Origin of the sequence: Microcoleus sp. FACHB-831 (genome assembly GCF_014695585.1) — a bacterium.
Taxonomy (GTDB): Bacteria; Cyanobacteriota; Cyanobacteriia; order Cyanobacteriales; family FACHB-T130; genus FACHB-831.
Genome location: NZ_JACJON010000069.1, coordinates 23,041 through 47,712, shown reverse-complemented (window position 1 = coordinate 47,712; position 24,672 = coordinate 23,041). Strand labels below are relative to the sequence as shown.

The 24,672-nt window shown below is 44.1% G+C and carries 20 protein-coding genes and 1 pseudogene; 14 read left to right on the top strand and 7 right to left on the bottom strand.

Annotated elements, in window-relative coordinates; all coding sequences use genetic code 11:
* Positions 1–434: 434 nt before the first annotated feature.
* Entirely contained in the window at positions 435–1,028 is a 594-nt protein-coding gene (locus H6F77_RS22145) for a sulfite oxidase-like oxidoreductase (protein ID WP_190491091.1), read from the top strand.
* 131 nt (positions 1,029–1,159) lie between these two features.
* Here the strand turns inward: H6F77_RS22145 and H6F77_RS22140 are convergent, their stop codons facing one another.
* The 4 genes from H6F77_RS22140 to H6F77_RS22125 form a co-directional block, all read right to left on the bottom strand.
* Positions 1,160–1,462, bottom strand: coding sequence for a hypothetical protein (locus tag H6F77_RS22140; protein ID WP_309228903.1), 303 nt, complete (start codon positions 1,460–1,462; stop codon positions 1,160–1,162).
* A 167-nt stretch (positions 1,463–1,629) separates the two neighbouring features.
* Entirely contained in the window at positions 1,630–1,911 is a 282-nt protein-coding gene (locus H6F77_RS22135) for a hypothetical protein (protein ID WP_242022443.1), read from the bottom strand.
* 490 nt (positions 1,912–2,401) lie between these two features.
* Positions 2,402–3,781, bottom strand: a complete 1,380-nt coding sequence (locus H6F77_RS22130) for an aldehyde dehydrogenase (RefSeq protein WP_190491090.1) — start codon at positions 3,779–3,781, stop codon at positions 2,402–2,404.
* 61 nt (positions 3,782–3,842) lie between these two features.
* Complete coding sequence (locus tag H6F77_RS22125; protein ID WP_190491089.1) at positions 3,843–4,949, bottom strand: hybrid sensor histidine kinase/response regulator; 1,107 nt, start codon at positions 4,947–4,949, stop codon at positions 3,843–3,845.
* An 842-nt stretch (positions 4,950–5,791) separates the two neighbouring features.
* Between H6F77_RS22125 and H6F77_RS22120 the strand changes: the two genes are divergently transcribed.
* The 8 genes and pseudogenes from H6F77_RS22120 to H6F77_RS22100 all read left to right on the top strand — a co-directional run bounded on the left by H6F77_RS22120 (position 5,792) and on the right by H6F77_RS22100 (position 15,889).
* Entirely contained in the window at positions 5,792–5,935 is a 144-nt protein-coding gene (locus H6F77_RS22120; RefSeq protein WP_190491088.1) for a hypothetical protein, read from the top strand.
* A gap of 119 nt (positions 5,936–6,054) precedes the next feature.
* Positions 6,055–6,474, top strand: a complete 420-nt coding sequence (locus H6F77_RS28950) for a toll/interleukin-1 receptor domain-containing protein (RefSeq protein WP_375335963.1) — start codon at positions 6,055–6,057, stop codon at positions 6,472–6,474.
* A gap of 48 nt (positions 6,475–6,522) precedes the next feature.
* Positions 6,523–7,674: an AAA-like domain-containing protein gene (locus tag H6F77_RS22115; protein ID WP_375335962.1), complete on the top strand. Its 1,152-nt coding sequence runs from the start codon at positions 6,523–6,525 to the stop codon at positions 7,672–7,674.
* Positions 7,610–10,300 carry a Sll1247 family protein gene (locus tag H6F77_RS22110; protein WP_375335961.1) on the top strand — a complete coding sequence of 897 codons (2,691 nt, stop codon included), beginning with the start codon at positions 7,610–7,612 and terminating at the stop codon, positions 10,298–10,300. The genes H6F77_RS22115 and H6F77_RS22110 overlap by 65 nt, the downstream gene beginning before the upstream one ends.
* 365 nt (positions 10,301–10,665) lie before the next feature.
* Positions 10,666–11,805, top strand: a pseudogene (locus H6F77_RS29015) (AAA-like domain-containing protein); the annotation flags it as partial.
* Positions 11,806–11,895: 90 nt separating this feature from the next.
* A complete protein-coding gene (locus H6F77_RS22105) occupies positions 11,896–14,445 on the top strand; it encodes a GAF domain-containing protein (RefSeq protein WP_514131598.1) in 2,550 nt (849 codons plus the stop codon).
* Positions 14,446–14,555: 110 nt separating this feature from the next.
* On the top strand, positions 14,556–14,984 hold the full coding sequence (locus H6F77_RS28945; protein ID WP_375335960.1) for an AAA-like domain-containing protein: 429 nt from the start codon (positions 14,556–14,558) through the stop codon (positions 14,982–14,984).
* Positions 14,930–15,889, top strand: a complete 960-nt coding sequence (locus tag H6F77_RS22100) for an AAA-like domain-containing protein (protein WP_375335964.1) — start codon at positions 14,930–14,932, stop codon at positions 15,887–15,889. The genes H6F77_RS28945 and H6F77_RS22100 overlap by 55 nt, the downstream gene beginning before the upstream one ends.
* On the opposite strand, the gene H6F77_RS22095 is transcribed toward H6F77_RS22100, so the two are convergent.
* Positions 15,879–16,934: an IS701 family transposase gene (locus tag H6F77_RS22095; protein WP_190491094.1), complete on the bottom strand. Its 1,056-nt coding sequence runs from the start codon at positions 16,932–16,934 to the stop codon at positions 15,879–15,881. The two genes, H6F77_RS22100 and H6F77_RS22095, sit on opposite strands and share 11 nt — an antisense overlap.
* 421 nt (positions 16,935–17,355) lie before the next feature.
* Here H6F77_RS22095 and H6F77_RS22090 point away from each other — a divergent pair, with 421 nt between their 5' ends.
* From H6F77_RS22090 to hpsJ-A, 5 genes are all read left to right on the top strand, one after another.
* Entirely contained in the window at positions 17,356–17,583 is a 228-nt protein-coding gene (locus tag H6F77_RS22090; protein ID WP_190491086.1) for a hypothetical protein, read from the top strand.
* A 768-nt stretch (positions 17,584–18,351) separates the two neighbouring features.
* On the top strand, positions 18,352–19,074 hold the full coding sequence (locus H6F77_RS22085; RefSeq protein WP_190491085.1) for a PEP-CTERM sorting domain-containing protein: 723 nt from the start codon (positions 18,352–18,354) through the stop codon (positions 19,072–19,074).
* A 436-nt stretch (positions 19,075–19,510) separates the two neighbouring features.
* The gene (gene crtA, locus H6F77_RS22080) at positions 19,511–20,374 is read left to right on the top strand and encodes a cyanoexosortase A (protein WP_190491084.1); all 864 of its coding nucleotides are present in this window, start codon (positions 19,511–19,513) and stop codon (positions 20,372–20,374) included.
* On the top strand, positions 20,374–21,045 hold the full coding sequence (locus H6F77_RS22075; RefSeq protein WP_190491083.1) for a cyanoexosortase A system-associated protein: 672 nt from the start codon (positions 20,374–20,376) through the stop codon (positions 21,043–21,045). The genes crtA and H6F77_RS22075 overlap by 1 nt, the downstream gene beginning before the upstream one ends.
* A gap of 85 nt (positions 21,046–21,130) precedes the next feature.
* Positions 21,131–21,814 carry an HpsJ-like protein, cyanoexosortase A-associated gene (gene hpsJ-A, locus H6F77_RS22070; RefSeq protein WP_190491082.1) on the top strand — a complete coding sequence of 228 codons (684 nt, stop codon included), beginning with the start codon at positions 21,131–21,133 and terminating at the stop codon, positions 21,812–21,814.
* A gap of 194 nt (positions 21,815–22,008) precedes the next feature.
* Here hpsJ-A and H6F77_RS22065 read toward each other — a convergent pair whose 3' ends face one another.
* The gene (locus tag H6F77_RS22065; protein ID WP_190491081.1) at positions 22,009–22,320 is read right to left on the bottom strand and encodes a hypothetical protein; all 312 of its coding nucleotides are present in this window, start codon (positions 22,318–22,320) and stop codon (positions 22,009–22,011) included.
* A 350-nt stretch (positions 22,321–22,670) separates the two neighbouring features.
* A complete protein-coding gene (locus H6F77_RS22060) occupies positions 22,671–24,650 on the bottom strand; it encodes an FHA domain-containing protein (RefSeq protein ID WP_190491080.1) in 1,980 nt (659 codons plus the stop codon).
* Between the last annotated feature and the right edge of the window lie 22 nt (positions 24,651–24,672).

The following is a 24,672-nucleotide window of genomic DNA, read 5'->3' as shown; positions in this document are numbered from 1 at the left end:
ATAAGAGTGCCTCTATTACTTTTATTCTCAAGTCATAGCTGTAAGGAGCTGCCATTTTTTTCTCCTGGTTACTCCTATTTATTATGTCCTAATCTTTGCTTTGCTTGCTATAATAATAGGTAAGGCAGACAAGCAGGCAATTGCCTGCTCGTCAATGCAGCTTTCAAAATACACAAAAATTAAACGAAATTAGCTATTAGACAGGCTAGTAACTAAGAGGTAGGGAATTATCAGCAAAGCGAGTCAGTATAGCAAAACTGGTAGTTAGAAGCTCTAGCGCGGCACCTGTAACTTACGAGCGATCGCTGTTTAACCTATGGAATGTAGACTATTGCTCAGGCCATCGATCATTATTTATTAGTAATTAGCTTGGCGACCGACCAAGAACAAATCACAACAACGCCACAAAACGCTACAACTCAACTACTTGACTTATGTTAGGAAAATTTTTCCAAAAATCAAGCAACGCCGAGAGCGATCGCGTCCCCCCAGGTCAATACCTAGCAAAGGGTTTTCCAGTCCTAACTTATGGCCAGACTCCTCGCATCATACAGGAGCAATGGCAACTGCGGGTATGGGGTCTAGCCAAAGAAAAAACCTTTAGCTGGGCAGATTTCATGGCTATGCCCCAGCACAACTTTACTGCTGACTTCCACTGTGTAACGCGCTGGTCGAAACTAGACGTGCAGTGGACTGGGGTGAAAGTCACAGACTTTATGCAGCAGGTGGAAATAGATCCCCAAGCTGTTCATATCATGGAACACTGCTATGGCGGATATACGACCAACATATCCCTAGAAGATTTTCTACGGGAAGAAAACTTTTTTGCACACACCCTCTTTGGGGAGCCACTAGCAGAAGAACATGGCGGCCCTCTGCGGCTGGTAGTACCGCACCTTTACGCCTGGAAAAGTGCTAAATGGATTAACGGACTAGAGTTTCTAAACCGCGAAGATTTTGGTTTTTGGGAGCGCAACGGCTACCACAAGCGCGGAGAGCCTTGGGCAGAAGAGCGCTATAGTATGTGACCCAACTGACCTTTTTTGCCCCGCGATCGCGGGGGATCTTCCCTTAAGTAAAGATTTGGGAGGGGAATTTCCTCGCGATCGCACGCTTTTTTGATTATTACCGTGCTTTTATAAGCTTCTACTCGTTTAGGCTACGCCGTAAGCGACATATCGAGCCGAGCCTCTGTTTGACGCGACTCCTGCGTCAGAAGGCCGTTCATCGCTGCCCACTGCAAACGTGCCAAGGCGTCTATGTCTGCCAAGCTATGTTGTTTGGTAAATTGCTGCCGCAGTTTTTCTTCGGCTTCAACGGTCAGATAGCCAGTTTTAAGTGCTTTTAGAACAATTTCACGAACCACTGTCATCGAACCTCTAACTTGCGCTCCAGAATTATTATTCAGTTTTTCGCATTTTGTAGCGGTGATGTTTGCTTTTGGTAAAAGTGATGCTAACATATGTTTTAGGGTGACATGGATCACAAGAGCTAAAGGATAAAGATTGTAGAAGGCAAAAGGCTACCTATATGCAGACCTAACCCAGCAAGGGAAGCGGCTTGCCATATGATGCTTCAAGCTTCTTGATTTTCAGTCCTAAAGCTAAATTACTATGTCAGTCTTTTACATTACCCTAGATTGAGTTGACGCGACTCTTGCTTAACAAAGCCATTTATTGTGGCTCGCTGCAAGCGTGCCAATGCGTCTATATCTGCCAAGCTATGTTGTTTGCTAAATTGCTGCCGTAGTTCCTCTTCGGCTTCAATGGTCAGATAGCCAGTTTTGAGTGCTTTTAGAACAATTTCACGAACCACTGTCATTGAACCTCTAACATACGCTCCAGAATTATTATTGAATTTTTGGGAGTTGATGGCGGTGATGTTTGCTTTTTGCACAAGTGATGCTAACATGGGTTTTAGGGTGAGATGGATCACATAAGCTACGCATTGAAAGCCTTATAAGGCAAAAGTTAATATGCATGCAGCAGCCCGGGTAAGGTTTTATTCTGCGTGCTTACTAATCCTTATAAATGTTTTAATGTAATCCTCATACTAAATTCTCTGATAGAAGTTTTCATTGACCCTGCGGTCTAAGGCGCAAGGAAGGCGTATTTAGGGCGATCGCTAAGGATCACCTACCGTAAGGAGCAACCTTTACTAGCGCACAACAATAGAGTTTGCCAAGCCTCTGGAAGCACAGCTAGAGCCGTACCGCACTTAACCCCAGACGGCGCTTAAAATTTTTAAATTTTAACTTAGTTCAAATTCGATTTCTTCTAGGGGTAGAAGTGGAAATCTGGCCTTGCGGAATCAAGGTATGAATATGGACGAGGGTATGGATGCCCAGTAAAAGCGCTATATATAGAGGCGCTGCTACCAAAGCATCTAGTAATCGCCTGGATTACTTAATCAGTCGCTTGAGGAACCCCAGCTTGCCTTGATATGGGGCATATCTCAACTTGAAATCTACTAAAAAAGATTTATTGAGAACGCTTCTTTGATGGGAGAACGTCTCAAAACTCGCCTTGCCATGATAACTACCTATGCCGCTGGCACCAACGCCACCAAAGGGTAAATCGGTTACAGCAAACTGCATAACAGTGTCGTTGATACAAGCACCACCAGATGATGTTTCCCGCAAAACTTTCTCTTGTTTTTGTTTATCCCGCGAGAAGAAATAGAGAGCTAGCGGTTTAGGTTTTGAATTGACCAGAGCGATCGCTTCTGATAAATCTGTATATTCAATTACTGGAAGTATCGGCCCAAAAATTTCATCTTTCATCACAGCTGCTTCCCTATCAACCCCATCAATTACAGTTGGGGCAATGTATCTATCAGCAGGATTCGTATCTCCACCAATAACAATTTCACCGCTTTTGAGCAGTTCGCTAAGTCGGTTAAAGTGAGTTTGATTAATAATCCTGCAATAGTCTTGGCTGTGCGCCGGATCGTCTCCATAGAATTCGCGAATGGATTTTTTGATTTCTTCTAATAAATCCTGCTTTATTATTTTATTTACTAACAAATAATCTGGGGCTACGCAAGTTTGACCTGCGTTCATAAATTTACCCCAAGCTATTCTTCTAGCTGTATATTCCAAATGAGTATCGGCATCAACGATACAAGGTGTTTTACCTCCCAATTCCAGCGTTACCGGGGTCAGATGTTTTGCCGCCGCCGCCATTACAATTTTTCCAATTTCAGTACCCCCCGTAAAAAAGATATAATCGAATTTTTGTTCTAGAAGGCGTTTGCTGGTTTCCACACCGCCTTCAACTACGGTAACAAAATCGGGGTTAAAGTATTTTTTGATAATATCGGCGACTAGACGAGATGTATTTGGCGCAAGTTCTGAAGGTTTTACAATCGCGCAATTTCCAGCAGCGATCGCGCCGATTACAGGAGCAATTGCCAGTTGAAACGGATAGTTCCAAGCACCCATGACCAGCACAACGCCCAAAGGCTCATAATAAAGCGCTGCGCTACCAGGCAACTGAATTGCGGGTAGCGAGATTTTCCTCGGCTTTGTCCACGATCGCAGATGTTTCAGCGCATAACTAATTTCTGATAAGCAAAATCCAATCTCACCTAGATAAGCCTCAACATCTGGTTTATTCAAGTCCGCTTGTAAACTTTGAAGAATCGCTGCTTCATTGTCGGCGATCGCTTGCTTTAGAAGCCGCAACTGTTCCAACCGAAAAGAGACATCTTTGGTTTTTCCAGTTTCAAAAAACCGACGTTGCTTACCTAGTATGTCACCAACTGCAAATTGCGCTAGCACCCTCTTATCTCCTTTTAAAGTTTTGCCTTGTTCGCAGTTTATTAACTCAGAACTCAAAACCCTATTTATGGGCAGGGAGGCGAACCGTAAACAAAGTACCCTTACCCACTTCTGACTTAATGTCAATACTGCCTTGATGGGCTTCTAAAATCCTGCGAGATAGATGCAGTCCCAAACCACTACCCGAACGCTTGTGAGTGCCGGGGCGAAATCTTTCAAATAGCATGGCTTGGTCTTCTGGGGCGATACCAGGGCCAGTGTCTTGTACTTCAATTGTTACCCCGGAAGGATTGTTGGCACCCCCCAGGCGGATATCAACCGAGCCTTTATCTGTAAACTTGATAGCATTGCCAATTAAGTTGGTGAGAACGCGATGGAGTTCCAAGCGATCGCCCACTACTTTACCGTCAACTTTCTCCTCGAAATGCGCTTGAAGCGCCAGGTTTTTTTCGTTTGCTAAAGGAGCTAGTTCTTCGACAACTTCCTGAATCAGCCGTCGCAAATCAACGGGGGAAAATAATAGGTTTTTACGACCCGCTTCATAGCGATATACTTCCAGCAATGTATTCACCATTGCTAGCAAGTTTCGGTTGCTGCGATCCATCGTCACGATCGCTTCTTGCATTGGTGCGGACAGTTGTCCCAAAGCTCCCTGTTTAAACAGAGCTAGCATTCGTTCAGCTGCTACTATCGGCGTCCGCAAGTCATGAGTCATCCACGAAACAAAATCTTCTCGCTGGCGGGCAATCTGTTCGCGTTCGTCAATAGCGTACTTTAGACGCAGGAGCGATCGCACCCTAGCCAACAACTCATCTACTTCCACTGGCTTGCGAATAAAATCATCCGCACCAATATCTAATCCCTCTACCACGCTGGGCTGATCGTAGGCTGTAATCAGCAATATCGGTATAAACTGCAACTCGGCCTTTTGGCGAATTCGGCGCGTGACTTCATAGCCATCCATCCCCGGCATCATCACATCTAATAAAACTAAGTCTGGCGGTGATTGTTCAATTTTTGCCAGTGCCGAACGCCCATCTTCCGCCAGAGTAATATCGTATCCTTCTTCTTCCAAAATAGTTTGTACTAAAAACAAGTTATCGGAAGAATCATCCACAACGAGAATGTGGGCTGTTTTAGAAGATTGATTCAGAAAAGAAGAATTCATGGAATTTGTAGGTTAACTAAAATGCTTATCAAAATTAAGTCTTATTCAGACTAGACACACCTTGATTTGAAATTTTGGGCAAAGCCCAGAACTTTGAGCGAAGACAAAATCTACAGCCTGTAAGCTAAGAGTTTATAGTTCATAGTCCACTGTCGAAATTACCAAAAGAAAAATTAATTTTTGTAAATCCATTACCTATCACGTAACATTCTTTACCCCTAAGAGATAATTTAGCCTCATACTACCGAAGGATTTTTGGGCAGTTGTTCTAGAGAACTGCTGTTAGTGACTGGAGTTGGGATCTCTAGCTCGTGGTAACTTGGTAAAATTTGTGACATAAAAATCAAAAAATCAGGTAGACATAATTTAATATACCTACTTCGGGTCTGTAATTTGTAATTACCAAGCGGGAATTTGTCAGCAGCTGATTACTATTACGCATTAGTAGTAAAGTAGACGTAATTGATCCTCACCCAACCTCGTATTAGTCATATCACCGATGGAAAAGGCGATCGCATTGTGGAAGTTAGTCTCAAAAAGCTGAATCTCCTCATAGATTGTGTTAGAACCGTCAACCCTAATCGAAAAGCATCCTGGCGAGAAACTCTAAATAGGCAACTCTAAACTCGAAAATCGCGATCGCGACTCCGCAGCACTGCCGTCAAATCTTAAAGGAGGGGGCGCCTTATCCGCAATTGCGATCGCAGATGTATAGCCTTTACGCCAAAAAAAGCAGCCGACGAAAACTATACGCTGCTTTTAATCCAGCGCTAATTAAAGCTGATGAGGTAAAGCTGTAGCGGCAAAAAGTTAGGTAGCCAAATCTGTGGGAAGTGGGGTTTTTGATGTACTGCGTCAGCGGCTTTGCTGCGGTATCGTCAGTTCTAGAGATTGGCTTCAGCGTTGAGGAAGCAGCACCCTCGCCAATTTATACCATTTGGGTTGAGGATTGTGGAGTTGAAGTTCTGAAACTTCCTACCGCCTGAACTTCCAAAAACCAAAACGGCATAACAAGCTGAATAGCTATCAGCCTTAGACTTGTTGGGCGGGGGTAATTCTGCAATAATCCCTATCACGGATTGAAATAAAGGGGATTCAAGAACCCGTGCCAGCCTACCAGATTCTCCCCACCAGGTTGCAAGCAGCAAGCAATAAAAAAGTTTTTATCTCTTACCGCGCCCAACAACCAGAGATCACCCTTGCGCGAGAGTTTTACCAAGCCTTGACAGCAGCCGGACACGAAGCATTCATGGCTGGAGAGAGTATTCGACTAGGAGAACAATGGCCTAATCGCATCGATGCGGAATTAAAGCGTTGCGATTATTTGCTGCTGCTGCTGTCTGAAAAATCTGCTGCCAGTGAAATGGTAACAGAGGAAGTAAGACGGGCTAAAGAGTTGCGGGATTTAAGACAGGACAGCAAGCCTGCGATTTTGCCAGTGCGGGTAAATTTTCCGCTGAATTCGCTGTTGAACTACAACCTGCGCGGTTACTTGGATAGAATTCAGCAGCGCGAGTGGCGATAGCGAAGCGCTGCTGCGAAGCGCAGATCGCCTGCTGACACTTCCACAATCGTGCAAGAAGTTTTGAGCTTGCTAGCAAAAGAAGAGACGGGGGACTGGGAACTAGAGACTGGGGAAAATGAATCCCTAGCCGCTAGACTCCAGCAAATCGCCCCTAGCGAAGACCAGCCCCAGCCTGCTGCCCTTCCAGAATTGCCAGAAGGATCTGTAAGCGTGGCTTCTGCCTTTTATGTAGAGCGATCGCCCATCGAATCGCGCTGTTACGAAACTATTTTGCACCCAGGTTCGCTAATCCGCATCAAAGCACCCCGACAGATGGGCAAAACATCCCTAATGGCGAGAATTCTGCATGAGGCGCAGAGGCAAGGTTATAAAACAGTGCCTTTAAGCTTTCAACTCGCAGATGGGAAAGTTTTCGCCGATCTGGATAAATTCTTGCGGTGGTTTTGTGCCAGCATCGGACGGCGGCTGCGCTTGCCCAATCGGTTAGAAGATTATTGGGACGAGATTTTTGGCAGCAAAGATAACTGCACGGCTTACTTTGAAGAGTATCTGCTGGAAAATATAACTACTCCCTTAGCATTGGGCTTGGATGAAGTAGATTGCGTCTTCCAACATCCCCAAATTGCCTCTGACTTTTTCGGCTTGCTGCGGGCGTGGCACGAGGATGCCAAAAATCGCGATATTTGGAAAAAACTGCGGTTAGTCGTGGTGCATTCTACGGAAGTTTACATTCCACTAAGTATTAATCAATCGCCGTTTAACGTGGGCTTGCCTATCGAGTTACCAGAGTTTAGCCCGCAGCAGGTGTATAACTTGGCACGGTCGCACGGGCTGGATTGGGGACACGTCCAAGTCGAGCAACTGATGGCAATGGTGGGCGGACACCCTTATTTAGTGCGGCTGGCGCTTTATCATATTAGGCGGCAGGATATTATTTTAGAGCAACTATTGCAAACGGCTCCGACGGAAGCGGGGCTTTACGGCGACCATTTGCGGCGGCATTTGTGGAATTTAGAACAGCATCCAGAGTTGTCAGCGGCGATGAAGGAGGTAGTTGCCGAGAGCGGCGGAGTGAGATTAGAGTCAGTGCAAGGGTTTAAGCTGCACAGTATGGGGCTGGTGAAGCTGCAAGGGAATGAGTGCAGTCCTAGATGCGATTTGTACTATCAGTATTTCCGCGATCGCCTCAGAGTTGGTTAGCCCATGTAAAAAACTTCACGCGCCAACCTCGTACCACTTGACGGTTTGCGATTACCCACATTTACTTGAGAAAAACCCAGATTGGGGAAAACAATCCTCAATTTTGGGTTGTGTGATGTCGAAGCCCAAACCAGATGCATCTATCAACATGAATACACAACTAAACTTGGTCTGCGACTATCAAGTTGGCGGTAGTTTGCCAATTGATGCACCTACTTATGTAGTGCGACAGGCAGATGGGGAACTTTATGAGGGGTTGAAGGCTGGGGAGTTATGTTATGTACTCAATTCGCGGCAGATGGGCAAGTCTAGCTTGCGGGTGCGAACGATGCAAAGGCTGCAAGCTGATGGTATTGCCTGCGCGGCGATTGATATTACAGCAATTGGCAGCCAGCAGATTACACCAGAGCAGTGGTATGCGGGTATTGTACAAAGGCTGGTGAGCAGTTTTAAGCTGGGGGTGAACTTACGGACTTGGTGGCGCGATCGCGATCATCTGTCTTGCGTCCAGCGATTTAGCGAGTTTATCGAACAAGTGTTGCTGGCAGAAATTAGCCAAAATATTGCTATTTTTATAGACGAAATTGATAGCGTCAAAAGCTTAAGTTTTCGAGTTGATGATTTTTTTGCGGCTATTCGGTCTTGCTATAACAATCGTGCCGATCGACCTGAATACAAGCGTCTTACTTTTGCTTTGTTGGGGGTAGCAACGCCATCTGATTTGATGGCTGGAACAAACTACAGCACGCGATTTAACATTGGGCGAGCCATCGAATTAACTGGTTTTCAATTACATGAAGCGACTCCTTTAGCTCATAAATTGGCGCAGATCGCGCAGAACCCTATAGCTATGCTAAAAGAAGTATTGGTATGGACGGGTGGGCAACCGTTTCTCACCCAGAAGCTTTGTAAACTTCTGATCGCGCAGCTGAATTTAGAATTTATCCAAAATCGAACTACCAAAATCCAAAATTCTCAAGAGTATGTTGAGAGAATCGCGCTCAAGCACCTGATAGAAAATTGGGAAGCAACCGATGAACCGGAGCATTTGAGAACAATACGCGATCGCATCCTCAAAAGCGAACAGCCTGTCGAACGTGTGCTGCAACTCTATAAACAAATTTTGCAGGAGGGTGAAATTACAGCTAGTAACACTCCAGAGCAAATGGAATTGAGGTTGTCCGGTTTAATTGTTAAACAATTGGGTAAATTGAAAGCTTACAATCGCATTTATAAAAGTGTATTTAATCTCAGTTGGGTTGAAAAAACGCTGGCGGATATATCAAATCAAAATTCACAAGATGCCGAGCAGTTAGACACGAGCTTAGAAGCGCAGATATTATACAATCACCTACTTTATTGGGTGCAAAGAGAGTCGCCTAGCCAATTAATAGAGCGATTTCGCAAACTATTTATAGATGGGAAAGACTACCCCGAACCGCAGATTACCGCAGCTTTAGAAAGAATTACCGCCTCTAAATTAGCGGAACAAGAGTTTAAGTATATACTTAATCGGTGCTGCCACATACTCGTAAACCGTTGGCAAATACACGCCCAACAACAAGCAGCGATCGCCCATTTGGTGGCACTATTTAAAATTCTCCCATACTCCTTTGGTGCAGAGGGTGCATCCACTAAACGCAGCTATCTGGTTAGCCAAGCGGCACCGAACGTGCTAGGAAATCGCTCAATTAGCCGCTTGCAGGAATTGGTGCAGATATTTGCCTCAAGCGAGGAATATCTCACTCTGCAACGCTTAGTTCAAGTTATGGATAAATCTCCAGATAAGAATAAGCAAAGCGGCAATTCCTCACTTGGTTTGTTAATTAGTAGATATCCCTATTTGTATGCCCATTGTCTGCTAAATAAGGATAGCTCTTACGAACATCAACAAACTGTACAGCAAATTCAAGCCCAAAGGCAGCGACAATTTGAAATTAATCTGTCGAAGTACGTCACTTACTTAGCGCGGCGAACTGAACTGGCTCGTAAGAATTCTTCACCCGCTGCGACGCAGATTATCAAGCCCGTAACAAATCCTACTTTATTAGGCGATCGCGAACTATATCTTGCTCTCAAGCAATTTATGGGCAAAGTTGAAGGTTCGTATACATATCGAGACTTGGCTCAGAGTTTCCTGACTCACAGCAGCCAGACTCAATCATACCGAGCCTTTAAAGAGGATTTATACAAATACTTGATTGCTTCAATCGAGCCAGATTACGGCAAGCCTCAATTTAATCAGCGTTTGTATAAGTATCTGCAAAATACATTTCCTGAAAGCGATTTTCAGAAAGTTAATGACTTTCTGCTGGTGCGAACTTGCAGTCACCTATTTAATTTTTTAGTAGTAGAAAGTCCGAATCGCCTAAACCCTTATGTATTTATTGACCTAATTTCTAATATTGGGTCTATACCGACAATGGGTTTGTTGCTTAAAATTGTGCTGCTATCGCACAAAGCCAAGCCTCATCTGGAAAAACGGTTTTCTATCTTGTTTAACCACTATGAATATCAGGCAATAGATGAAATTAGATGGTTGGTCAAATCGCTAGAGAATTTAAATATTGCTTTAATTGTTAACTTTGGCGCAGTCGATTTTTCCTCGCTCAAACAAATTACTTGAAAACTGCTAGGCTTCAGAATATGCGAAAATCACGTCGGCTGCAAACCTAGAAAACAACTCCTAAAGTGGCGGGTTAGCAGATGCAGAGAATGCAACGGTTGGCAAAAGGCGTTACTTATGTTGAAATTGAGTTGACAAAGAGGGGGTGGAGGAAGGCGTTTGAGTTAATTTCGTCATAGATTGGCGCAGCGATCGCCCGTGCTAGGGGCAAGGAGAAATGTCTGCAAAAGTTTTAGTTGTAGAAATTTTCATTTCTTCGGTATTTTAGAATTTTCGACACTGCAAACACAGTCTGGCTTAAGACACTATATAAATACATCCAATTTGGAAACCTGCTATTCACAGGTTCTATTGCCCAGAAAGTAATGGGCGATCGCACTGCGATCGCTTTTGTAAGCTGTATTTTTGCAACACTTATGATGCATCTAGCCATGAACACAGCACCAAACTCCGCCTACGAATATCAAGTCGGTGGCACTCTGCCGATTAATGCCCCTACCTACGTGGTGCGACAGGCGGATTCAGACTTCTATCAAGCTTTAAAGGCTGGAGAGTTCTGTTATCTGCTCAACTCGCCTTTTACGGGTAAATCCAGCTTGCGCGTGCGAACCATGCTGATGCTGCAAGAATCGGGCATCGCCTGTGGTGCGCTTGACTTGAAGAAGATTGGACAAGGGCAATTCACCCCAGCGCAGTGGTACGCCCACATCGTGAGAAGTCTAACGAACAGTTTTGAGTTAAGAGTCGATGCAAGGGAGTGGTGGCTCGAATCGCCCCTCGAAGCTCTACTTAACAACAACTCGCTCCCCCCGGTGCAGCGCTTGAGGGAGTTTGTAGAAAAGCTACTGACAGCTATTCCACAAAATATAGTTATTTTTGTAGATCAAATAGAGGGTATTAAGAGCCTCAATTTCGACATTCAAGATTTTTTTACCTTTATCCAAGATTGCTATCAACGTCGTGCTGAAAATCCGGAATATAAACGCCTTACATGGGGGCTGATTGGCAGCTTCACGACCGAAGATTTGAGTTTATATAAAGGCAGCAGGTTATTGAATATCGGTCGAGGGATTCAGTTGAATGGTTTTCAATTGGATGAAATCTCGCCTTTAATGCCGGGATTAGTAGAAAAAGCTAACAACCAGCAGCTAGTGTTAAAAGAGGTATTGGCATGGACTGGCGGACAACCCTTGCTTACCCAAAAACTGTGTAAATTGATATTTGATTCTGAAGATTTTATTTCAGAGGGTAGGGAATCAGAGTTAATTGGGCAGTTAGTGAATTCGCGGATAATTGAGACTTGGCAAGTGACTGATGAGCCAGAGCATTTTAAGACAATACGCGATCGCATCTTCCGAAGCCGCACGCAGCTAGAACTTTATCAGCAAATTTTACAACAAGGCGAAGTGTCAGCAGATGGCAGTCGCGATCAAAACAAATTGCTTTTATCAGGGTTAGTAGCGAAAAGGGTTGATAAATTATTTGTCTATAACCGGATATATGCCTCTATATTTAACCAAAATTGGCTGGAAAATACTCGTTTAGAGATACATCCCAAATTCGATGATATAGCTGTTTCCGAACCAACTACCTCTATTGAAATTGCCACCTCTGCGAAACAAAAACAACTTCTGAATAATGTCAACAGTATAGAAGATTTGACACACAAAGTCAAAGATTTGTCAGTCGATGAATTTATCAGTTCGCTAGACGATATAACAGCAGATTTTCAGCAATTTATAAAAGCAATTGACCTAATTAACGACGATAGTCAGGAAAGCACGCTAGGTAAACTTTTAGAGGCTTTAACCTTAAAAATTGGTCAAATTCTTCAAGCCGATCGTACAACGCTGTATTTACTTGACGAAGAAAAAAATGAACTGTGGTCGCTTGTTGCCAAAGGCGAGGGTGGCGGTTCTTTAGAGATAAGGATTAGCACTGCTAGAGGGTATGCAGGGAGAGCAGCAACATCCAAGAAAGTAGTGAATATTCCCTACGACCTGTATGAAGATCCAGACTCTACAGGGACAAAGGAATTTGACCAAAAAACTGGATACCGCACGTATAGTATGCTGACTTTGCCGTTAGTGAACGAGCGGGAAAAAATAGTTGCGGTCGTACAGTTAATCAATAAATTAAAATTAACTGCCGGCTCAGGAATCGACTTAGCAGAACGTATAGATAAATCTGGGTTTACATTACAAGACGAAAGACGATTTTTTGAATTTGCTCCATCAATTCGGCTGATTTTGGAAAGTTCCCAGTCATTTGACAAAGCAGCACAGAAACAACGCGCCGCTGATGCACTAATGAAAGCGACCAGTTCGCTTAGTCAGAGCAGTTTGGATTTAGAAGAAACGCTCAAACGAGTGATGGATGAAGCGAAAAAATTAATGAATGCCGATAGGAGTACGCTGTGGCTAATAGACAGCGATCGCAATCAGCTATGGACAAAAATCCCTATTGCCGGAGTATTGCAAGAAATCCGCATCCCAAGAACAGCAGGGTTTGCAGGCCAAGTTGCCGAATCTCATCAGCCATTAATTATACCCTTTGACTTGTATAACCATCCTAATGCAGAGACTTCCAAACAAACAGATCAGAGGACGGGTTATCGTACTTGTAGTATGTTGTGTATGCCCGTTTTTAATGCAAGTGGTGAGTTGATTGGAGTAACCCAATTAATCAATAAAAAGAAACTAGGCGATTTTCCACCCTACAACCCAGAAGATTGGCCTAATGCACCCGAAGCGTGGAAAGCGAGTTTTAATCGCAGTGACATGGAATTCATGCAGACATTTAACATTCAAGCGGGTGTTGCTCTACAAAATGCAAAACTGTTTGACACAATCAAGCAACAAGAACAAACCCAAAGAGATATTCTTCGCAGCCTTTCCAATGGCGTAATTTACACTAATAAGGAAGGCAAAATTATCGCGGTTAACGAAAGAGCAAAGGCATTACTCGGCTTTACCCAGGAAGAAAACCTAGATGGTCAATCAGTATTAGAGCTAGTGCGAATTGCAGAAAAACAACAAGAAAAAGGCAAGCCTGAAGAAAATAAACTAACAGAATGGTTCGAGGCAGCTAAGACAGCAGCAGATGAAAAAAGCCGCCAGCAATACTACCCGGAACAACTTTTAGACTCAGGGGGCGACGAAAAACATAATGTTAATTTGTCAATAAACACTATTGCCGATGCCAACGATTCCACAAGGATCAGCGGTGTTTTGGTGGTGATAGAAGACATTAGCGATGAAAAACGCATCAAGGATATGATGTACCGCTACATGAGCCAGGAAGTAGCGGAACAGTTACTCAAACATGGCGGTACTAAAATAGGCGGCGACAAAAAGGAAGTTACTATCTTGTTCTCAGATATTCGTAGCTACACCACTTTGACAGAAAGGATGCACTCAGAAGAAGTGGTAAAGATGCTTAATGAATATTTTGAGTCGATGGTAGATGCAGTGTTTAAGAACAAAGGTACGCTAGATAAATACATTGGCGACGCGATTATGGCAGTCTTTGGTTCGCCCTTACCCTTGGAAGATCATGCGTGGATGGCGGTGCAAACAGCAGTTGAAATGCGCCATCGTTTGGCCGAATTTAATGCTCCTCGTATTGCTGCAAATCAGCCAATTATTAAAATTGGCATTGGCATTAATTCTGGGGAAGTTATTAGTGGCAATATTGGCTCGTCCCGGCGCATGGAACATACTGCTATAGGTGACGCTGTAAATCTCTGTTCTCGCTTAGAAGGTGCCAGTAAGCAATACGGTGTTGATATCCTTATTAGCGAAAGTACTTATAAATCATGTGCCGATTTTATCTGGGCTAGAGAGCTTGACCGCGTGAAGGTCAAAGGTAAAAATGATGCCGTGTCTATCTATGAAGTACTGGGGTTACTTGATGAGCCTATTTCAGATAAGAAGCAGCTGGTGATAGAGCATTACAGTAAAGGGCGCAAGTACTATATGAAGCGTGAATTTCAACTAGCTTTAGCTGAGTTTGAAAAAGTTGAAAACGTTTGTGGAGAAGATAAAGCATCAAGAAGCCATATAGAGCGCTGTCAGGATTGGATTGCCAATCCACCTTCAGATGAAAAATGGGATGGAGGAGTTTGGACGCTAACTGATAAGTAAAAGAAGGAAAAATGGAAAAGTATTGCGCTTGTTTTCAAACTGATAAACAAAAATATTTTCCCTTTTTACCACTTTGTTTTAAGCACTCAGGTAGGTAAATCATCTAGCTCATGAGTACGGCAAATAATTCGGTTTACGAATATCAAGTTGGTGGTAGTTTACCGATTGATGCTCCTAGCTATGTGGTAAGGCAAGCCGATAGAGACTTATATCAAGGGTTAAAGGCTGGAGAGTTTTGTTATGTACTGAACTCGCGGCAAATGGGTAAGTCTAGCTTGCGGGTGCAAACTATGCAAAGGCTGGAAGCTGAGGGTATTGCTTGTGCTGCTATTGATATTACGGCGATTGGTAGCCAAAATATTACCCCAGAACAGTGGTATGCGGGTGTTGTGCAAAGGTTAGTTATCAGCTTGAAACTGAAGGTGAGTTTAAGGAATTGGTGGCGCGATCGCGATCATCTTTCCCCCGTCCAACGATTGAGTGAATTTATCTCAGAGGTGTTGCTAACAGAGGTGTCTCAAAATTTTGCTATTTTGTAGATGAAATTGATAGTCTTTTAGGATTAAATTTTTCAATTGATGACTTTTTTGCATTTATCAGATCGTGCTATAACAAACGAGCCGACCACCCAGAATACAGGCGCTTAACCTTCGCATTGTTGGGAGTAGCAACGCCATCAGATTTAATTCAAGATAAAAATCGCACGCCGTTTAATATTGGTCGAGCAATTCAGTTAAGTGGATTTAAGTTAGATGAATCGCAGTCATTAATTCAGGGATTGGCGACGAAAGCAAGCAATCCTCAGAATGTACTTCAAGAGGTTTTAGACTGGACGGGGGGACAACCATTTCTCACCCAGAAAATTTGTCAGCTTGTGCTTAATTCTTCAGATTTACCCAGCACTGGTAGATCGGGAGAGCAGGTTAAAAATTTGGTACGTTCGCAGGTACTCCAGAACTGGGAAGCGCAAGATGAGCCAGAACATCTTAAAACAATACGAGATCGCATCCTCAGAAGTGGCTCTAATACCAGTCGGCTACTAGGACTGTATCAACTAATTTTACAAAAAGAAGTAGCAGCCGATGACAGCCCAGAACAAAAAGAATTACGGCTGTCAGGGTTAGTTGTTCGGCATAAAGGAAAATTAACAGTTTACAACCGCATTTACGAGTCTATTTTTAATTTGGCTTGGGTAGAAAAGGAATTAGAGAATCTGCGACCTTATGCCTCATCGTTATCAACTTGGGTAGCTGCCAATTGTGAGGATGAATCGCGTCTGTTGCGAGGACAGGCATTACAGGACGCACTGACTTGGGCAAATGGGAAAAGCTTGAGCGATCGCGATTATCAATTTTTAGCTGCTAGCCAAGAATTAGACAAGCGAGAAGTGCAAATTGCCCTAGAAGCAGAAAGAAAAGCTAATCACATAGGACTTACGCATTGACAGAAGCTAAATTCTGTGTATTTAATCCCACCTTCTTTTTGAGGTATTCCAGTATGAAGTCACGCGCCACTCGAAGGGACAGATTTCTCTGTAGTTCATACCAATTTTCAATTAACTCTTCAGCCCGCATCAACTCTAGTTGTGTAAAGGCTCGGATAGCGCTAAAAAAGTGAGTGTAGATTGCCTCAGTTGTTCTCACCATAAATCGCTCAATACCACACAACTGCTTAATAGCTCTGTGGTAGCACTCAATTCCCCAGTGGATTGAATGGAATTGCTTAAATTCTTCTCTGGTAATTGCCACAGTAGCATCAGGATTAGGGAGGTACATGATGTAGTATCTAGTTGCTTCGTTTTTGAAGATTCTCCGAAATACTTTTACCTGCCCAAACTTTTTGAGATGTACTACCAGACCTTGTTCAGGAATTTCTAGATTTTTAACTTGGGTAAACTCACCACCAGGGATTGATACTTTTCTATTTTTAGCAATCCCCATGAGAAACCCCAAATCCTTTTCTTTCAGGAATTTCAGGTTTTCACGGATGGAATACCAGGCATCTCCGGTCACCATTTTTGGCTGTAATCCCCAGCCTAAAACTTCTGTAATCATTTCTCTCAAATAGACATTTTTTGTTTTGCCCTCCTGCTTGTTATAAATGCGATAGTTCACAGGCACTGATTTACCTGATGGGTCAGTGTAATATAACGTGATTAGCTGAATCCCTTTGACTATTCGATGGTGCTTCCCTGACCAAAAGTACCCAATTAATTTTGTCAATGATGGGTCACTGTAAGGTTTATCAATTATCGTGTCATCTCCACTTAATGTGCCACCTCTTAAATCAATATATAGCTTGACTTCATCGAACAAATCTTTTGATTCATAGCGCTCCCGCAACAGAAAACGGTTGACACTATCATGAGACAATCCTTCTAGAATTTCTGCCAAGCGCGTACAGCCTGGATATTTCGTTTCTGCCAGAAGAAATAGAGTGTAGAGTTCAAGGTCACACTTAGCTGTAGATGGCTTAGTCGTCGTTCTAATTAGCTGATACCCATATGGCACAACTTAGGTATTATCCACCCCAGACAGTCTTTTTTGGCTCACAAAGGTTCCCTGAATCAGGCTTCCTCTCTGACGCACATATTCTTGCTTTTGTCAATGCGTAAGTTCTAATCACATATTATCTCAAGCACAACAGAAAGCAAAGCACCAACTTAAAGAAGCACAAGAAGGAACCAGAATAGAACGAGCAGGTGTTAAAGCGTTGCGACTGTTTGAGGCTGGAGGCAGGGGAAATATGTTGGCAAAAAAGGGCGAAGTCAAAGAAGCGATCGCCACCTTAGCATAAGCACAAAAGCTCGAGCCTATGCTGGAAATTTCTGCCTACTCTTGAACCAACCTCTGTTGGTTCGGTAGCCTGCATGGGTATGCTGCTGATGTCATGTATGCCTGTGAAAACGCTGTGGCTCTTGACCCTGAAAATGTAGGGATTCGCGATAGCCGAGGTCTGGCTAGAGCGCTAAGTGGCGATATCGAAGGAGCGATTGCGGACTTTCAGGCATTTGTAGACTTCTGGGCTGACAATGATGAGAAAAGATTACAACGGCTACGCTGGATAGATACTTTACGCGCAGGCGATCGCCCTTTTACGCCTGAAAAGATTGAGACATTATTAAATAAATATTATTAGAAGCTATGGGCATTAAGGCGATCGCCTGCTCTATATCTTTTTTCAAGCGCGATCGCGATCGCCTGTTTTTAGATTTTCTCCCAGCATTATAAACTTAACCCTTCACTGTTCTACCCGCAGATAGAGGGTTAGTCTCGTTGCCTATGCTGACTAATCCGACAGCAAATCCTACTCTATCTGATATCAAATACACCTCAGTAAATACTCGCAAAATCACATTCAACTACTTCCTGCTAACTACCCAAAACTATAGTTACAGCAATACAGAACATTAAATGCAGGTGATTTCCTATTTTCTAATCAGCTACGGTAATTACCCTCCGTAAAATTACTAATAAAGCACTTTTTTCTCAGTGTAATTGGGTAAGGCGATCGCGCTACAACCGTGAAACCCAGATCATACCTGCGTTACAAAAAAAAAAGATCAGTGAAAATGCTATTCAAATCTATGCAATTTAGTCCTTACAGTTAAAATTTGTAATTAAGAACTGAGGAATTTACCGATGTAAAACTATAAATCTCAAGCAAACATTATTAATAAGGCGAATAAATTTTGAAAATTTATAAATACACGCCTTGAATAAAGATTGAAACAAGAACTACCAAAATTGTAGACAGAAAAGATGTAAATCGAATATCAAGGAAGAAGGCAAGAAAACAAGTTCTGCAACGCTCTTCAATCGGCTAATAGCAAGAATAGATTGTCCGGCGTATATGTGCAGGTTCGATTAAGTAAAGTAGTTCATCGCTGAGAGTGCAAAAACCAAAATGAAAAACCACCTTTTCGCTAGCCTGACCGCCACCGCCGCCGCTGCAACTGCTATGTTGAGCGTCTCGGCTCCCGCCCAAGCCTTCACGTTTGGCAATGGTGGAATTAAGTTTGCAAACGATACACTCGTGAACTTTACGTTCAACCAATCCTTCGGTTCGTTTCAGTCAACCTTGAAAGTTTTCGAGGTAGATGGAACAAAAGTAAGCGAAGCAAAAAATGGTGCCCTATTTACTGAAACTATGAGGTCAGACAAGGGTTCTACGGATTGGAAGGGAACCTTTGGAAAGGCAGCGACTTATGGGGATGCGACGAAGGTAGCAAGTACGCCAGCCACAGTCTCCTTCAAGTTTTTGGCTAATAAAGTTTACTCGCTCGGCTTGGTAAGCATGGGTTGGGGCAATATGGCACCAACTGTATACTCGACAAATAGCCTGAATCCTTGGGGTGGTAGCCAACAGTCAGTGTTTGGTTCACAAGGAGGAGTAGAAGGTAAAAAACTTAATGGCTATGAAAAGCTTACCTCAGCTAATCCGTTTGCTGGCCCAGTGGCACTTTCCTTTGAAGATACGATAGGCGGCGCTAGCGATAAAGACTTCAACGATTTCAGCGTGACAGCGAAGGCAGAAGAAGTTCCCGAGCCATTCACAATGGGCGGTATAGCGTTGGGAGCCGGAGGACTAATGGCAGCTCGTCGCCGCAAGAATCGCAAAAACGCTTAAGAAACTTGCTGTTTGCAAGAGGGATCTGGCATTTCTGCCCCCCATATAGCTAAGACGACGCTTATCATCGCTTCAAATAAGTGTGGGGTAGTTTGCCTGGTCGGGAGCAATAAAACTAAAAAGTTGCTTGACGTTCTGGTGATATGTAGGCTATTGCGATCGCGTAATAGCCTCTAGATCCAACAAATTCGTATTTAGTAGACAGTTCCAACAATACATACACCCTCTTCATCACTCCACCTGCCAAGCAAGCCAAAAGGCAAAAAGAAAACTGTGCGCTTCAAGAATTTTGGCTTGTAATTATAAGGAACAGCTTATCTAGCTTAAACTTTCTTAACCCTGACCCCAGCGTGCAGGTGACAACAGATAGATTGGTCGCTGCGTTTTTTGCAAGTTCGGTGGCTTAAAATGTCAACAGGGGTTAGGAATATAAAGAATGAACTGGCTCAAACGCATAGAAGATCCAAAAGTCTGGCTAGAAGATCCAAAATTCTGGCTAGTAGGTATAGCAGCAGCTTTAATAGCTCTTCACCTGAACTTGATAGGAAGAGCCGAAAATATTGACTTACTAAGCACGAGTTTTCTATTTTGGGGTGCTGCGGCAACCCTGGTATGGGATAAACGTGAGGAACTTAAGTTGGAGAGTGGGGTTTTCTCCAGCTTTTTTGGTGCGTCGCTCCTTGCTTTCTTAGTCCTCAAAAGTGTATTTATTTCTGGTTATGACCCTTTCCTCCGCTTATCGCCTTTCATTTCAGCTTTCAGCCTGGCTCTTTTAGCTTCTGGCGTAAGGGGATTAAAGCAATATTGGCAATCGCTGCTCATCCTTGGCTTTATAGCCTTTCCTCCCACATTGCTATTAAGAATTATCGATCTAAATTTATTAACGGCTAAATTTGCTGGGTTTATCCTTTGGTATGCAGGATTTCAAGTAAATCGCCAAGGAATTATTCTAAGCCTGCCAAACGGTAGCGTAGAGGTACTTGCTGGGTGTAGTGGCGTCACTTCCTTGTTTCAGGTGTTGGGAATAGCCATGATATTTTTGTTGATGTTCCCCACTAACTGGATACAAAAAATCGCCTGCCTAATTGTGGCACCGTTACTATCATTTATGGTGAACGGGGTGCGAGTAGCCCTCATGGCTGTTTTGGTATCGTTTTCTAATATGGAAGCTTTTACCTACTGGCATACGGGGAATGGCTCCCTGATATTTTCTACGATCGCTGTATTGCTTTTCGGGGTATTTTGCCGATTTGCGATCCTGCGAGACGAACCAGAAAATCAAGACCCTGGAAAGTGCTGATGGGCATAACGCACTGGAAACAATTTAGGATTTTCCTACTGGGGGCGATCGCGATCGCTGTCATTTGCTCTGTGGCTATTTCAATTTTCTATCCCGGCATTGGGAACCGTACCCCAACCCCCTTTAGTTTCCCTGCCGCCGTCGAATTACCGCAATGGGAGATGGTGAATAGCGCCCCTTTGCAACTGACTAAAGAAGATCCATCCGTCAAGGCCGGCAGGCAGTATGGATATCGGCAAAACGGCCTCTCTATAGATATAGAAATGCGATATGCGATTGACACGCATGGAAATGTCAAAAGCTTTATGGAAAACCATGCTGCTATCAAGTCGTCACCTAGTAGACTGATAATGCGTCAGCAGCAGGGCGTTGGTTTTTATGGTCTTTGGCTTACTCAAAAGCGAGCATACTTAAGTGCCTGTATCAACCCACGTGGCAGTAGTACAGTGACGCTTGACCAGTTCTGGCAAAACCACAATACCTACGATGTGCATTTTAGCCGCATACTGCCTTGGTTGCTGGGTCAACAAAAACTGTTGGATCGGCGCTGCTTGTGGGCTTTGCTGTCCACTTCTTTAGAGACTGCTTCCCCTGCGGATGCTAACAAAATTTTGGAAACCGCCTGGGTTTCCTGGTATCGCTGGTGGCAGTCGAACTTCCCGCCACCATAGTTTTGTCACGTGTTATTTGCGTGCGTTGTGCAAGCAAAAACAAATGATTTTTGAGAAATGATTTTTGAGAAATGACAAAATTGCTATGAGTCAATTTGAAGGCAGTAAAGGGCGCTACATACATACTCTGCGTTGGGTGGGCTACGGCTTATTGCTTTTTTCGTTAGTTGATACCATTGACAGTTTGGTACCGCCAGATTTTATGAACCCAGCGTGGGAATTGCAGACGGTGGGAAAACTGGTTGAAAGAGTGGTGGTTCCTTTGTTGGGTTTTGCTCTGGTGTTTTTTGCCGAAGACTATGACCGAACAGGAGTGGAAGAGGCGGGCTTGAAGTGGCTATCCTGGCTATCTCTACTACTCGGGCTGTTATTTTTCTTAATGGTTCCTTTGGGAATTTCGGGCACTTTACGGATTGATAACCAAAATAACAGCCAAATTAGTGCCCAGCTTCAGCAACAAGTGTCCCAGTTACAGCAGATTGAAACGCAAGTAAACCAAGGCACGCCGGAAAACATACAGACTATTGCAATCGAACTGAATCGCATAGGAATCCCAGTCGATAGCCAGAAGCCGGATCAACTGAAAAGCGAAATCCTTTCCAGAATTGCTACTGCTAAGCAGGAGCTACCTACCAAAGCTGAAGAAGCTCGCTCGAATCAGCGCTTTGCCCTGCTCAAAAATTCTGTTAAATGGAACCTTGGGGCGTTGATTGGTAGCGTTTTATTTTTTACCATCTGGCGGACTAGCCGCTGGGCAAGAAGGTTGTAGAAAACTCATTTATGCAGAGGCTCGGTTTTTACGAGCCACTCCTGCTGCGATCGCTTTGTATAGAGTCGATCGTTTTTTATTGGCTGCTATTTGTTGTTTGCTAGTTACTAGCTGTCATTACTTCAACATCCACGTCTTTTACTTACTTGGGAACGAGGGGCGATCGCCGCCAACCATTTGATTGCACGCACGCATCATTTATTTTGTAGCTTCAGTTCGGGCAGCATATACAGTTTTGCGTCCTGCAAATACCCTTCATACGTCCTCCCCACCTGTAGACTAGAGCGGCATCTCGCCCAATGCGAGTTGCCCACGACCACAACCCCTGTTAGTTGAGAAATAGAAGTGGCCTCTACTGGATCGGCAATACAACCAATTCCCAAATGGTTAGCTAACAGCTTCAGCGTCAAATCTTCCAGTAGATAGGTGTTGTCCGGTTCTGATTCTCTGCATTTGAATCGTCTGAATTTTGGCAAAGATTCGTTGATATTTTTATGCATTTGCACTCATTGTCCCCAATGTTGTTAGTGCGATCGCCCAGCCAGTTACTTAGTCAGTAATTCTCCCTGCAATTACTTAATTTTGTTATTTATAATTGCGGTCTTGCTGGACTTAAGCAAGTATAACCCGAACAACATAAAGTAACTATGAAGAAGATAGTAGTTACTGTAAATTTTTAATTGATAGTTCTAATAATCTATATATTACTAAGTACCAATTTTGAAGTTATTATGAACTTATGCTATATAAAAACTAGCTTTTTTATAGAAAACATGAATTTATACACATATAAATATGAAAGTAAAAATAATTCAGCTTAGCGCTGAAAAACTGATTGCTAAGCTCTAAGTAGTTTTTAACAAGGAGCTTGGTTAGTCACCCACTTCATCCACTGCCCAAAGGAACTGAGGGCGTTCAATCGGTGTAGGCCAGGAGCGCGTGCGGCTGCAAGGCTATAGACCGAACAAATGGCAGCGTACTGCAAGCCCAAGAAGCTATCGACGGCGGCGTAAGGCCCGCCCAATGTAATAGCACCCGCAGCATACATTTGCCCCCTAGATTGGCGCATTTCCACGAGTTCAAAATCGTTTGCCACTACCAGACGACCTAGCTGATTGATGGGGAGGCTGTAATGCGTCGCCAAGTCTTCAAGGAGCGGACTAGCCTTCACCTTAGCATCGAGGCCAGTAGCATCAATGATAAAGTCAGCTGCTAGCTCTGTTTGCCCGAACTCTTTCTCCTGGATGTAAGTAATCAGACGGTTTTGCGGGTTGCGCTCAACTTTTATAACTTCACCGAAATCAATTTTGTACCAACCTTGAGTTAGACCCTCTTGGACGATGTGCCGCCAATCCGCGCGGTTGGCTGTCGTAGTACCGCCCCAGTCTGCCAGAAAACGCGATCGCGTTTGTGGGTCTGCTTTTTCTAACATGACGCGCAATTCGCCTCCCCAGCAGGCTTTTGGCCAGTTAAACGGTTGAAATTCGTAGTGGTTCTCCACCTGACGCTGGGAGGAACCGAATTTGTTCCCTTGGGGTTTGGGCGATCGCATCAAATGCAGCAATGCAATATTCTTGTTTTTGTGTCGCGCTTCATAAATTCGTTGTACAATCCGCGAAGCCACAATCCCCCGCCCCCGAATCAGCACGGTTCCACCGTTGCGTTCTAAGTGTTCGTATACGTGGTTATGCTCTTCATACGCATTCACGACAGACTTAAAATCGCTAGTTTTTTCCCGGTAGGCTTGCAAATCTGGCAAAAACTGAATTGCTGGGTAGCCAGTCGCTATGTGGATGTTACGGGCTATGACAAAAGCATAGTTGCGCGGCCCTTGGCCGGAGTAGGCGATCGCGTAACGCCCATCAGTAGTTTTACAAATAGCCCGCACCCTAGCATAGCGAAATATCTGCTCCCACCCAATCCGTCTCGCCTCTCTATCCAAGGAATCAAACACATTCCCAGCACGCGGCGTATAAGTTTGGGCAAACGTCGGTTCAGCAAATACCTGCCACAAATATTTAAACGAATCCCCCACCTTCCCACTAAAGAAATCTCGCCACGCCTCGCGCAACGCATAACTAGGCCATCCCCAAATATTATCCGGACACGAATCAGAATTAGACCGCAGCCTCTCGTGCAAGGGAATCTGGGAATTTAGGCAAAGTCGTTTGTAACGGGCATAAGGCTGTTCCTCCATGCCTAGCGCCACAATCTGCTGACGCTTTACCCCACAAATTCTCAGCAAATCCGCCCAAATAAAACTACCCAAGCCAGCCCCAATTGCTGCATAGTCAAACTCCTCCACTGGTAGCCCGGTCGCATGCAAGTCTTGCACCTCAACCTGAATAGCTTGAAAAGACTGCGGCGGAAAACCGCTGCTTTGTACTTGTCTTGCTACCCCTTGAGGCTGGGCTGCTCTGGGGTCTGGAATCCCCGTATCTGGGTTAAAGAAAATCTGCGAATTGCCAGAGGGAGGCGACGCTGGTGCTGGTGTACGAGCGGCAAACCTCACGCTCATTTGGTACGGGCCAATTTGCAACGTGTCGCCGTTAGCTAGCACGCTTTGCTTGTGGCGTTGACCGTTGATTAACGTTCCATTACTACTGTTTTGGTCAATTACAACCAAGCCACCCTGCCCCTCGTCAATCAGGGCATGAAAGCGGGACACCTCAAGACTATTGAGGATTATCCTAGCGACGCGACGCCCCCCCACTTCTTCTGGCATTTGATTAAACTCTCTTCCCAGAGCAATTGGGAGCGATAGCGTGGGTTCTCGTCGTTCTCCGGTTGCTGGTTCTTCCCAACTCAGCTGAATTTGTATAGAACTTGGATTCATGTCGCTTCGGGTTAATCGCTTA

What these genes read in the sequence shown, in the direction of transcription:
- H6F77_RS22145 (WP_190491091.1), top strand. Translation starts at nt 435, where the DNA reads ATGTTAGGAAAATTTTTCCAAAAATCAAGCAACGCCGAGAGCGATCGC.
- H6F77_RS22140 (WP_309228903.1), bottom strand. Translation starts at nt 1,462, where the DNA reads ATGTTAGCATCACTTTTACCAAAAGCAAACATCACCGCTACAAAATGC.
- H6F77_RS22135 (WP_242022443.1), bottom strand. Translation starts at nt 1,911, where the DNA reads ATGTTAGCATCACTTGTGCAAAAAGCAAACATCACCGCCATCAACTCC.
- H6F77_RS22125 (WP_190491089.1), bottom strand. Translation starts at nt 4,949, where the DNA reads ATGAATTCTTCTTTTCTGAATCAATCTTCTAAAACAGCCCACATTCTC.
- H6F77_RS22110 (WP_375335961.1), top strand. Translation starts at nt 7,610, where the DNA reads ATGAGTGCAGTCCTAGATGCGATTTGTACTATCAGTATTTCCGCGATC.
- H6F77_RS28945 (WP_375335960.1), top strand. Translation starts at nt 14,556, where the DNA reads ATGAGTACGGCAAATAATTCGGTTTACGAATATCAAGTTGGTGGTAGT.
- H6F77_RS22085 (WP_190491085.1), top strand. Translation starts at nt 18,352, where the DNA reads ATGAAAAACCACCTTTTCGCTAGCCTGACCGCCACCGCCGCCGCTGCA.
- crtA (WP_190491084.1), top strand. Translation starts at nt 19,511, where the DNA reads ATGAACTGGCTCAAACGCATAGAAGATCCAAAAGTCTGGCTAGAAGAT.
- H6F77_RS22075 (WP_190491083.1), top strand. Translation starts at nt 20,374, where the DNA reads ATGGGCATAACGCACTGGAAACAATTTAGGATTTTCCTACTGGGGGCG.
- hpsJ-A (WP_190491082.1), top strand. Translation starts at nt 21,131, where the DNA reads ATGAGTCAATTTGAAGGCAGTAAAGGGCGCTACATACATACTCTGCGT.
- H6F77_RS22060 (WP_190491080.1), bottom strand. Translation starts at nt 24,650, where the DNA reads ATGAATCCAAGTTCTATACAAATTCAGCTGAGTTGGGAAGAACCAGCA.